This window comes from Moorena sp. SIO2C4, assembly GCF_010672485.1.
GTDB lineage: Bacteria > Cyanobacteriota > Cyanobacteriia > Cyanobacteriales > Coleofasciculaceae > Moorena > Moorena producens.
Map to the genome: position 1 here is coordinate 1 of NZ_JAAHGN010000144.1, position 10,477 is coordinate 10,477.

At 45.4% G+C, this 10,477-nt stretch carries 10 protein-coding genes and 3 pseudogenes; 4 read left to right on the plus strand and 9 right to left on the minus strand.

Annotated features, from left to right (window positions below):
- Window positions 1-39 precede the first annotated feature (39 nt).
- On the plus strand, window positions 40-276 hold the full coding sequence (locus F6K20_RS10505) for a hypothetical protein (RefSeq protein ID WP_131827104.1): 237 nt from the start codon (window positions 40-42) through the stop codon (window positions 274-276).
- A gap of 87 nt (window positions 277-363) precedes the next feature.
- Here F6K20_RS10505 and F6K20_RS10510 read toward each other — a convergent pair whose 3' ends face one another.
- The 3 genes and pseudogenes from F6K20_RS10510 to F6K20_RS10520 all read right to left on the minus strand — a co-directional run bounded on the left by F6K20_RS10510 (window position 364) and on the right by F6K20_RS10520 (window position 3,847).
- Entirely contained in the window at window positions 364-1,245 is an 882-nt protein-coding gene (locus F6K20_RS10510) for a hypothetical protein (protein WP_008190642.1), read from the minus strand.
- 355 nt (window positions 1,246-1,600) lie between these two features.
- Window positions 1,601-2,864 (minus strand): annotated as a pseudogene (locus F6K20_RS10515) (RNA-guided endonuclease InsQ/TnpB family protein).
- 353 nt (window positions 2,865-3,217) lie between these two features.
- Window positions 3,218-3,847 (minus strand): L,D-transpeptidase, encoded by a 630-nt coding sequence (locus F6K20_RS10520; protein WP_008190650.1) that lies wholly within the window; start codon window positions 3,845-3,847, stop codon window positions 3,218-3,220.
- A 222-nt stretch (window positions 3,848-4,069) separates the two neighbouring features.
- Here F6K20_RS10520 and F6K20_RS10525 point away from each other — a divergent pair, with 222 nt between their 5' ends.
- The gene (locus F6K20_RS10525) at window positions 4,070-4,573 is read left to right on the plus strand and encodes a hypothetical protein (RefSeq protein WP_131827103.1); all 504 of its coding nucleotides are present in this window, start codon (window positions 4,070-4,072) and stop codon (window positions 4,571-4,573) included.
- 240 nt (window positions 4,574-4,813) lie between these two features.
- Here F6K20_RS10525 and F6K20_RS10530 read toward each other — a convergent pair whose 3' ends face one another.
- The 6 genes from F6K20_RS10530 to F6K20_RS10555 all read right to left on the minus strand — a co-directional run bounded on the left by F6K20_RS10530 (window position 4,814) and on the right by F6K20_RS10555 (window position 10,135).
- The gene (locus F6K20_RS10530; protein ID WP_287294614.1) at window positions 4,814-6,010 is read right to left on the minus strand and encodes an S-layer homology domain-containing protein; all 1,197 of its coding nucleotides are present in this window, start codon (window positions 6,008-6,010) and stop codon (window positions 4,814-4,816) included.
- 103 nt (window positions 6,011-6,113) lie between these two features.
- Window positions 6,114-7,004 (minus strand): energy-coupling factor transporter transmembrane component T family protein, encoded by an 891-nt coding sequence (locus F6K20_RS10535; protein ID WP_008190658.1) that lies wholly within the window; start codon window positions 7,002-7,004, stop codon window positions 6,114-6,116.
- Between the two features lie 46 nt (window positions 7,005-7,050).
- On the minus strand, window positions 7,051-8,442 hold the full coding sequence (gene der / locus F6K20_RS10540; protein WP_287294616.1) for a ribosome biogenesis GTPase Der: 1,392 nt from the start codon (window positions 8,440-8,442) through the stop codon (window positions 7,051-7,053).
- Between the two features lie 131 nt (window positions 8,443-8,573).
- The gene (locus F6K20_RS10545; RefSeq protein WP_287252366.1) at window positions 8,574-8,708 is read right to left on the minus strand and encodes a hypothetical protein; all 135 of its coding nucleotides are present in this window, start codon (window positions 8,706-8,708) and stop codon (window positions 8,574-8,576) included.
- The gene (gene ygfZ / locus F6K20_RS10550) at window positions 8,680-9,747 is read right to left on the minus strand and encodes a CAF17-like 4Fe-4S cluster assembly/insertion protein YgfZ (protein WP_008190662.1); all 1,068 of its coding nucleotides are present in this window, start codon (window positions 9,745-9,747) and stop codon (window positions 8,680-8,682) included. Before ygfZ ends, F6K20_RS10545 begins: the two co-directional genes overlap by 29 nt.
- Window positions 9,737-10,135: a hypothetical protein gene (locus F6K20_RS10555; protein ID WP_008190663.1), complete on the minus strand. Its 399-nt coding sequence runs from the start codon at window positions 10,133-10,135 to the stop codon at window positions 9,737-9,739. The genes ygfZ and F6K20_RS10555 overlap by 11 nt, the downstream gene beginning before the upstream one ends.
- A gap of 171 nt (window positions 10,136-10,306) precedes the next feature.
- Between F6K20_RS10555 and F6K20_RS39860 the strand changes: the two are divergent.
- Window positions 10,307-10,417, plus strand: a pseudogene (locus F6K20_RS39860) (hypothetical protein); the annotation flags it as partial.
- Window positions 10,387-10,477, plus strand: a pseudogene (locus F6K20_RS39865) (hypothetical protein); the annotation flags it as partial. The pseudogenes F6K20_RS39860 and F6K20_RS39865, both read left to right, overlap by 31 nt.

Here is a 10,477-nt window from a genome sequence, read left to right on the forward strand (position 1 = left end):
TTATGGTTGGTAGGTTATGCAAAAAAGGGTTAAAACTTATTGATTAAGGCGAGCCTGTCTTACGGTAACTATCGCCAAAGGCGACGCTTGGCCGTAGGCCACGCCAAAGGCGAACGCGAACAAACCACTCGCTATTGCATCAAGACAGAGGCTTTTCAGCTTGCGAATAAACCGGCACTTTTTACGGTGCGATCATACATTTATCTTAGCAAAAACTTTAAGGAAACCCAAGAGATCCAGTCCCCAATTCCCCTCCCGCTAACCCTGCGGGTATAACGGGAGTCCCCTTGGGGTAGATTGATGGAACGTCTATACTGATCTATACTGATCACTGATCATTTAGGGTGAGCAGTTACCACTACCCTAGTCAATTTCTTCAGCGGCACGAAGAATTAAATGACGCGCAACGGTTTGAATGCCAGTATGCTCATAGTAGTTAGTGCTAGCGTCTAGAAATGCCGCCACATAGTCTAACTTGTCATCGGCAATTTCTACAAAGCCCCCCAAACTATCGGACAGTGAATCACGGCTTAATCCAACAGAGGAAACTAAATTATCCATCCAGCCACCAACTGCATCAAAGGTTTGAGTAATGAATCCCTGTTTATCGCCATCTGGGATTGAGTCACTGATGGCTTCAAACTCATCATTGTTGGCAAAGGCTGATTGATCTCCTTCTTCAAGGGTATTTCCTACTTTAGACACAAAGTCTGCACCAAGAGGAATTACCCCATCAATGCAAACTAAAGCTACCATCCGCATCAGAGCAGCTTGATCATAGTTTTCCCGGATAGAACTGGCAAACTCAAAGGGATTCAAGCCAACCTTGTGAATTTTGCTATGGGCAAGTAATTCCCCCACTAATTTCAGACCCAAGTCAACCCCTTGAAGCTTGTCAGCTTTAGGAGTCAGTTTCTCTAAAAACGGGATCCACCTAAAGGTATCCCCGACTTTGTCAGCTAAAGCGGCTGCTGCGATCGCTTTGTCAGTTCTGTCAAACTTTTGATAAATTCCAACGGCTTTTTGGTATCCCTCATTGGGGTCTTCGTAGATGGCGAGGGCGCGATCGCGAATTTTCGTAATCACCTCGTAATCCTCTTCCCCAGTTAGCTTGCGAATGGTGTGGTTAAACCCCACGAGGTTTTCCCACTCCCCTGGGATCACAAAATCCAGTGCGTTCAGTATTTTTACGGTTAGGCTATCTGTTGACAGTTCATCAACTAACTCAATTATTGATTTACTCATAAAAAAACAAGTTTGAAGTTTGGAAACCCCGTTTATGGGGGGCCGGGTCGGAAAAACGAACGTCAAGTGCGGTTTTCACCCTGCTACCTAGCCTCGGAGGCTTGAAGCCCCGTCTAGGCAACAGGGGGGTGCTGACCTTAATATTTTCTCTAGATAGTTTCTCTAGATAGTTTTCGGTTAGTTTAACCTACACCATCATAACTATAACAATCGGATTTGAGTTGTGAAACTCTCCAAGACCGGAAGTGGAGCAACAGACCACAAGTCGAGGTATAGGGGCAATAATTTCACCATTGGTTCTTTGACCCCAAATCAATTGGGAGTGCGCTAAGCGTGGGATCTATTTAACTCATCGCTATCGAAAAATTATTGACACTCCCCGGTCGCGCATACGCGGGGATTCTTCGTTCAACGACCCATCTTGCTCAACCAAACCGGAGTCAGGAAAAGTAGAGGACAGATCTCCGGAAGAGTTCGGATCAATGATCCAGGTTCCGGTGTGCCCCACCGTACCTAAGGCTCTTTCAAGAATATTGATTGCAGCGTTGTGGTCGCGGTCTAATTGACAACCACATTTGCAGGCATGAGTCCTAGTTGATAGAGACTTTTTCACTACCTCGCCACATTGAGAGCAATTCTGGCTAGTATAGGCAGGATTTACTGCTACAGTCACCCTGCCAAACTTCTGACCAAAATGTTCTAGCCATTTTCTGAATTGATACCAACCTGCATCATTAATAGACTTGGCTAGACAGTGATTTTTAACCAAATTCCTGACTCTCAAATCTTGCCTTACGGCACGCTGCGCGAACGTAAGCGACCAAATCGTTAGATTGGACTACGCAACGCGCCAGTCTCTTGGCGTGTTCTTGACGTTGCCTACTTATTTTGAGGTGTGCCCTACCTAGTCTATTAATTGCTTTCTTACGGTTAGCTGAGCCTTTCTTTTTGCGAGATACTCGACGTTGATAAAATTTAAGGTTTTTCTCCCCTTTTCTGTAGAATCGAGGATTAGGTTCGGCATAGCTATTAGAGTCGGTATAGAACTCTTTTAGCCCCACGTCCAAGCCAACAGTATTGCCAGTAGGTCTTAAAGTTTCCGTACAATCAACGGAAACACCAAACTGAACATAATAGCCGTCAGCTCTTTTTACTATCCGAACCCGCTTGATCTGTTTTTTTTCAAAACGCCACAAGTCCCATGTACCCTTTAATCTAAGCCTTCCTATCCCTTTTTTGTCGGTGAATGTAATAGACTTTTTGTCTGGAGATATTTTCCAACCAGATTGCTTATATTCAACAGAACGGCAATGCTTTTGGAATTTGGGAAAGCCTTTTTTGCCAGGTACCTTTTTCTTGCAGTTATCAAAGAAACGAGCAATCGATGACCATGCCCTTTCAGCCGCAGCTTGACGAGCAGTCGAGTTCAGTTCATTGGCAAATGAAAAATTCTTGGCCAAGGTCTTACAATATTTGTTTAAATCATATTTATTTAGACCTTGATTGTCCATCCACAGACGAAGACAGCTATTTCGCACAAACTTGACAGTCCTAATCGCCTCATCAATGGATTGATACTGTCCTTTTTTTCCGTATGCCTTAAACTCAAGTATGATCATCAGAACTCGACCTCTTCTGCTATATTATTATGCTAGCAGACTTAGAACAAAACGACAAGTGGCATTGTTAAGCTGTTCAGCATTTAGATTGGGATACCTAAATCTCTCAAAGGGAACAGCGGATCTGGGAACAGCGGATCTGGGAAAAACCAATTTAAATACGCATCAGCTTACACTTTCTGTAGTGATACAAGATGAAATTCTCCCACTCCTAGAAGGCGCGTCAAGCCGCTATAAGCTTTCATCCCCGCTCGCTTTGTGACGGGGTTTTCAGCTGTTATAATCTTATAATTATGAAGAGCTAAGGGCTCAAGTCTCTAGGTCTCGGGTTTAACCTATTCCCGGAGAGGATGTCAAGGCTGTACGATTACCGGTGTTCCTATAGCCACCTTTTCAAATAAATCTCGGACATCTTTATTGAGCATTCGGATGCAACCGTGAGAAACAGCTTGTCCGACGAGTTCCTCAGCAGTTGTTCCATGAAATCCAATATAATTCTTCCCATTAGTCCAAAAACCAATCCAGCGATCGCCAAGGGGATTATTCGGCCCTGGAGGAATTACTTCACCTGTCCAGGGATGCTCCCAAGCTGGATCCTGAAGCTTTTGGATCACTTCAAAATTGCCTGTTGGTGTTTCCCAACCCGCTTTACCAATGGCAATTGGGTAACTGTTTAGCACTTGAGCCGCTTGATAGACATAAACACGACGTTCACTCAATTTAATCACCAAACGAGTAATTTGAGTAGCCTCTGCTGGGATGTCTTCTTCTAGAGGAAGATATATATCCGGGTCTCCAAGGGGTGGCAATTTTGGGACTTCAATTCCAGGCAATTGATTTTGATGTAAAACCTCTTTGGTAGTAGCGTCAGGACTACTGGTTTTTTCAGAGGCAGCTACCTGCTGTTGCCCATCAAGTATTGGAATTACTATACTCAAGCAGAGTAGCATTAAGCTCCGAGATAGCAATTTACCTCTCACCATTCCTAATGATTTTTTATTTATAACAACTTTATAACATCACTTTAATAGACTTGAAAAGCCACATTACCAAAAACCTTAACACCCAGGTTAGAATTGTTGTTTTTATAAAAAATTAGTAAATTTCCTGATAAATATTCCGGAAAAAATCTATGATTTCCGTAGATTTTACAGTAGATTAGTTAATTTTAAATCCTTCGATTAACATAAATATAAGTTAAGTTGATGATGAAAATTAAAAACTTGAATGTCTGGACAGGGACTACCTTGTCACTGCTGCTGTGTACCCTTGCTATGGCTCCCGCTAAGGCTAATCCAATGGGTGAACAAGCCCAAAACCGGATCCTCAAACAAGATAGGGGGCAAGAGCTTAACAAAGGTACTATCAAGAGTATCGTTGGCAATATGGTAAAGGTTAAGCTTGACAACGGTGAGAGCCAAACTGTTTGGCTACCGACTTCCAAGCTCAGGCAATGGCATTTGATAGAAGGTAAGCAAGTCTTGATGGCTGGGAATCGTATCGTTAATGTTGTTAGTTCAATTGCTTTGGCGAGTTCAGACACTAGGAGGGTTACCAGTAGTGTTAGCGAGGTGTTAGAGTCTCTCCAACAGAGGCGTATCGAACGGATGAACCGTATTCGGAGAACTGTCATTTCCACTCCTGTACAGCCAACAGTGACAACTCCTCCTCGAACCCCAATTGGGATACCTGTCAGAGCACTTTGGTAATGGTTCATGCTTGACAAGGCTTTGTCATAGTAATGAGGTACACAGGATTTTTTTCTTTGTTTCCTACTCCCTGCTCGGAAGCTCCCTATTCCCTGTTTCCTATAACCAATAAGGTAGCCCAATTGAAAATGGCTATCCTACTATTCCCATAAAAAATATTGCCCGGAGTTTTAACTCCGGGCTAATCAATAAAGTTGATTAAAATGGCCTAATCATTACCTGAACGGGTTACCGATAATTCTATTTTGGAGCTACAATATATGGAGAGGAAACCCCTTGAGCCTTATCTGATTTGACCAAAGCCTGATAAAGCATAGAGACCATTTCAGCATGAGTAGCAGGTTCATTGGGTCTGAGCAAGGTTTTGTCACTGTAGTTAACAACTATACCCGCTTCTGTTGCTGCTGCTACTTTATCAATCGCCCACTCAGGAATCTGATTCTTATCTCGGTAAATCTGTAAGGTTTTGGCTGGATTCGATGAAGGTTGAAGATCAAGACCGCTAATCAGGCTAACCAAAACCTGTACACGAGGAACCTTTTGCTCAGGACGGAACTTCTCTCCGGGATATCCTGACATGAAGCCGGTTTCGGTAGCTTCATCAATGGCTTTAGAGGCTGATTTATCAGTAGGTTTATCCTTATAATTTACTCGTTGTCGCTTCTTCTGCTCTTTAAACACTTTTTGAATTTGAGCAGCCAACTCTCCCCGTGTCACCGGTCTGTCCGGTTGAAATTTCTGATCCGGTAAGTTAATTAATACCTTCTTCTTGGCTAGAGGTCTCATGAAAGGACTTGCCCAATGATTATTAGGAATCTCTGCTGGTTGAATGGAGCGGAAATCGCTAACATCTATAGGGATAGTTTGTGATGAGGATTCGGCTTTGTCAGGACCTGTGCTACCGTCAGTAGTGCCATCTGATCCGGCTTTGTCAGAACCTGTGCTACCGTCAGTAGTGCTATCGCCTCGGGCTTTGCCCTTAGCCATGGTGCGGTCGGGATATCCTGTCGATGAGTACCCCGATGAGAATAGCCCCAGGAATTGATTAGTTTCTGAGTCCTCTGGTGAGTTATCTTGTTGAGCTGACCCAAGCATTAAACCGGTAGCTGGATCAGGTGAATATCCCCTAAACAAAGAACGATTTCTTGATTTGGACCATGAGGAACGCGCAGATGATGACTTACCCCCACCCGTGATTGATTTAAGGCTTGGGAATATTGATGATTCCCCCGTTGACTTAGATGATGCTATGGGAGAATCAACGGATTTTAAGCTAAATTTTCCCCGGTTGCCCCTCGTTCCCCAAAACAGAATTAGACCAATAGTAGCGAAGGCTACGATAATTGCCAGTAATTCATCAAGGTCTAGAATTGGTTTACGACTTGGCTGAGGAGCTGTTGGGGGTGATGTCCGCTCGGACGGTGATTGATTTGTCATAGAGATGGCTGAGATACATATCTTTTGACTGTTCCGGTTTTAAAGCCTAGGGATTGCTTTAAGTTACCTAGATTAAACCATAGCTATGTTTTTCACAAAAGATTCAAATTTTCCAACCCCAGGTTAATCTTACTCCCCAAAATACTAGTAAACTTGCCAGTGCTAACCAATCACACCAGCGTAAGCGCAGTTGATGCCACTCCACTTGATGTTCATTGGGACTAGTAAAGCCTCTGACAGTCATGGCACTAGCAATTTGCTCAGCCCGTAACAGCAGATTTTCCAGAAGCTTTTCCGCAACCATTAACCAAACTTGTAGGCTTCGGCTCAGACCGAGTTTTTTCCAGTTGATAGCACGAGTGCGTATGGAACGACCTAAATTCTGTACTTCTTCGAGCACTAGGGGGATAAAGCGCAAGGAAAGGGTTAAGGTCAGCAGAATTTCGGTAACTGGAACATTCAAACGCCGTAAGGGTTTGATTAAGCTTTCTAAACCTGCGGTAATTTCTTCTGGTGCTGTGGTAAGCAGGAAGAGACTTGAACTGTAAACTAGGATAAATAGAGTTGTGCTGATGCGGATCGCTAAATCTATTGAGCGACGAGTAATAGTAACACTAATCATAGTAAAGGCTTTACCACTCCAGATCACATAACGGTAGTCACTAGGTTGAGGTAGGGTGAGTTCTTCAGGTAGTCTGACTTGATGGTCAATGGCCATACCATCTGGAGCGATCGCAGTGATCAGGAAGACAAAACATGCCAGCATCAACAACCAACCCATTTGCTGACGCCACACCCGCCAGGGAATCCTAGCAGATAAGGTGATTAAAATCAGTAACGAGGATAACCCGATCCTAGAGTAGGGATTTGCCAACAGGGGTGCGATCAGAAAACTGGTCAACCAAAACATCTTGACCCTGGAGTCGAGGTGATGCATCCAGGTTACTGGTTGTTCCAAATACAGTCCGATGGGAAGCGATCGCAATAAGTCCATGTTAGTGCTGAGTGCTGAGTGGGGCAGTGGTCGAGGGGGTTAGTTGTCACACACGGGTAGCTCGATTCAGGTTGATTTGAGCTTCTTCTCCATCACGGACTTTTTTACCTCGCCACAGTAAGCGTAGTGGTGTACCGGTGAAATCTAATTGTTGGCGGAACTGACGCTCTATGTAGCGACGGTAGTTTTCTTTGAAGCGTTTGGGGTCGTTAACAAACAGGGCAATAGTGGGGGGTTTAGTTCTTACCTGGGTGCCGTAGTAGATTTTGCCCTGACGCCCTTGGCGATTGGTGGGAGGAGTGTACCAGCTAACGGCTTCTTGTAGGACTTCATTAATTACAGAGGTAGAGACACGACGTCCATGTTGATTGGCAGCGGTGTCAACTAAATCCAAAATTGTTTCGACTCGCTTGCCTGTCATGGCACTAACAAATATGATTTCAGCCCACTCGATAAAACTCAGTCGGTCTTTTACCTGTTTTTGGTAGTCATAGATAGTGTAGGAATCTTTTTCTATGGCATCCCACTTATTGACTACAATTACCGCAGCACGCCCTTCATCAGCAATACGTCCTGCCAGTTTTTGGTCTTGCTCTGTCACGCCATCTATAGCATCAATCACCAGTAGCACTACATCTGAGCGGCGAATGGCTTTGAAGGCACGATTAATGCCAAAAAATTCCGGTCCGTAAGTAACGTTTTTCTTTTTGCGAATGCCAGCGGTGTCAATCAACCGATAGGTTTGGGCTTCAGTACCCTTTTCTGGATCTGCTGACCGTTCTACTACCATATCAATGGCATCACGAGTCGTGCCAGAAATTGGACTAACGATGGAGCGATTTTCCCCAGTGAGGGTGTTCAATAAGCTGGACTTTCCCACATTGGGGCGTCCGACAATAGCGACTTTAATCTCTGGGATTTCTGGGATATTGTCTACATTGGGCAGGTAGGTAACCAGTTTCTCTAGTAATTCTCCTGTACCATTGCCATGAATTGCTGAGACCGGGAAGGGTTCTCCTAAATTCAGTTCCCAAAACTGGGAGGCTAGAATAATTCCTTGCTGGGGAGATTCACATTTATTGACAGCTAGCACAACTGGGGTATTTTGTATACGTAACCATTGCGCGATCGCTTCATCTCCAGCTGTGGGTCCGGCTTGACCATCCACCACCAACACTGCTGCACTAGCTTCAGCCAAAGCTGCCATTGCCTGTTCTCGAATCAAGGGCAAGAACTCGGTATTGTCATCAAAGACTAAGCCGCCAGTATCGACAACCAGGTAGTCTCGGTCTTGCCAGAAAGCAGCGCGATAAGTGCGATCGCGGGTTACTCCTGGTTGGTTGTGGACAATAGCATCGGTCACCCCGGCCAAACGATTGACTAGGGTTGATTTCCCCACATTCGGGCGTCCGATAACTGCAACAATTGGCAGGGCCATAAACTGGATGTCCTCAAAGGAGGAGTGTGAATGCTTTAGTCTTACATTTTATCGCAGTAAGCATTCGCAGGCTCTCAGCCCTCCGCCCTCAGCCCTCAGTCTTGGCCTTTGGGCCACGCTACGGGAATGGCTCAAGCTACGCCCACGCTACGGGAATAGCTGATCGCTGATCGCTGATGGCTGATGGCTGATGGCTGATGGCTGATGGCTGATTGCTGATTGCTGATTGCTGATAACTTACTCAGCACTTGGATCATAATAGTCATGACTCAAGCAAGGTACAGGCACAATTTCCCCTTCGACGTCCCCTAAGAGAACTTTTAACCCTGCACCACCAGCCTTAGTGCGGATATAAGCTAAACCAAACACTCCCTGGTCAGTTTCCGTCAAGCTGGTCAGCTTGCCCACTTTTTCTCCATCTACGGTAATGACACTTCCTAGGTCAGTAGGAGCACTTAAGCGGATACCCCATAGTCGTTGCTTCACTCCTTTGTAGGTATTCAAGCGCGCAATGGTTTCTTGACCAATGTAACAGCCTTTGCTAAAGGAAATGCTTTGCCATAAACCAGCTTCGAGAGGATTGTAATCTTCGGTCAGTTCATGACCTGGCGCAGGGCGTCCCTGTTGGATACGCAACTGTTCCCAAACGCGATCGCCTATGGGGATTGCTCCTGCTGTGGTTAAGGTCTGCCAAACTTGGGCAGCATTCTCGGCAGGGCAAATTACAGTATATCCAGGCATTGCCAAGCAACTCCCGACAGCGATGCGGACTTGATTATCCCCGAGCATCAGTTGCTGGTGACTAGCATCTTCTCCTGATATCTCGACACCCAAGCCTGTTAAGAGGGCATCACTAACCGGTCCAATCAAGGATAAAACAGCATGGTGATCCGATACATCCTGTAATGCCACTTGATCCATGGGAAAGATATAACGATCCAGCCACTCCATGATCTGCTGGCGGCAATTTGGAGAAACTAGTAATAGCACTGAATCTGCTAAGATATAGGCAGTAGCTAAGTCAATAGTCCGAGCTGTAGATGTGACAAAAACCGTCTCACAGCCTTGGCCTGGCCTTCGTGTTTGGAAGTCATTGGTGCTTTGATTGTGTAGATAGCGTAGTCGGTCATCACCAGATACTTTGATCAACCCCCAATGGCAACAATCAACTAAGGCAACTCCCTGACGGGCTGCTTCAATCCCTGCTGCATCATTGCCAAAGCTTACGGGAATCATCCGTGAAGCCACCGACTCAAACTTTGCCCCAGCCAGGCGCTGGGCATCTAGCAATTGGTCATTTGTCATTGGTATCTACCAGTGGCAATCCTGCCACAACTTCTTCTACTAGCTGTTTGGCTTTTGCATCTAGACACTGCCAATCCACCTCACCAGCCTGATCAATCAGCATCGGGTCAATTTCTACTGGCTGAGTGTCTAATTCAGACTGGGTGGGCTTATAGTCACGAAAACAGACTTGGAAACACAAATCCCATAAATTAATGGCTACTGAAGTATCTTGATGTGCCAAACACATCTCATAGCCCGGTATGGGTGTAGTAACGTTTTGATAGGTGACTTTCCAGTTTGTTGGCTCCAACTGTCGCCCAATTTGGTCTATTATACGAATAAACGTAGGTTGCATCAGCAGTTGAGCTTGTTCCCATGCCAGCGTATCCTTAAATAGGGGTTTCATTAATCCACTCCCACACAGCCCTTGAAGGGTGTTATTTTACCAGACATTAACTAAAACAGCAATATTCACCGGCTATCCGTCGCTCTTAATACTATACCGATATCTGCTCTATCCTAATAACCAGTGGACTATCATCTTTGAAAAATTCCTCTTCCGGTAGAGTATTCTAAGTTGAGCCAGATAATCGTAAGCATTCAGCGGTCAGCGGTCAGCTATCAGCGGTCAGCGGTCAGCGGTCAGCGGTCAGCGGTCAGCGGTCAGCGGTCAGCGGTCAGCGGTCAGCGGTCAGCGGTCAGCGGTCAGCGGTCAGCGGTCAGCGGTCAGCGGTCAGCGGTCAGCGGT

Bases quoted from the DNA above. Each gene is read 5' to 3' on its own strand.
- F6K20_RS10510 (WP_008190642.1), bottom strand. From the start codon at position 1,245: ATGAGTAAATCAATAATTGAGTTAGTTGATGAACTGTCAACAGATAGC.
- F6K20_RS10520 (WP_008190650.1), bottom strand. From the start codon at position 3,847: ATGGTGAGAGGTAAATTGCTATCTCGGAGCTTAATGCTACTCTGCTTG.
- F6K20_RS10525 (WP_131827103.1), top strand. From the start codon at position 4,070: ATGATGAAAATTAAAAACTTGAATGTCTGGACAGGGACTACCTTGTCA.
- F6K20_RS10530 (WP_287294614.1), bottom strand. From the start codon at position 6,010: ATGACAAATCAATCACCGTCCGAGCGGACATCACCCCCAACAGCTCCT.
- F6K20_RS10535 (WP_008190658.1), bottom strand. From the start codon at position 7,004: ATGGACTTATTGCGATCGCTTCCCATCGGACTGTATTTGGAACAACCA.
- der (WP_287294616.1), bottom strand. From the start codon at position 8,442: ATGGCCCTGCCAATTGTTGCAGTTATCGGACGCCCGAATGTGGGGAAA.
- F6K20_RS10545 (WP_287252366.1), bottom strand. From the start codon at position 8,708: ATGACTATTATGATCCAAGTGCTGAGTAAGTTATCAGCAATCAGCAAT.
- ygfZ (WP_008190662.1), bottom strand. From the start codon at position 9,747: ATGACAAATGACCAATTGCTAGATGCCCAGCGCCTGGCTGGGGCAAAG.
- F6K20_RS10555 (WP_008190663.1), bottom strand. From the start codon at position 10,135: ATGAAACCCCTATTTAAGGATACGCTGGCATGGGAACAAGCTCAACTG.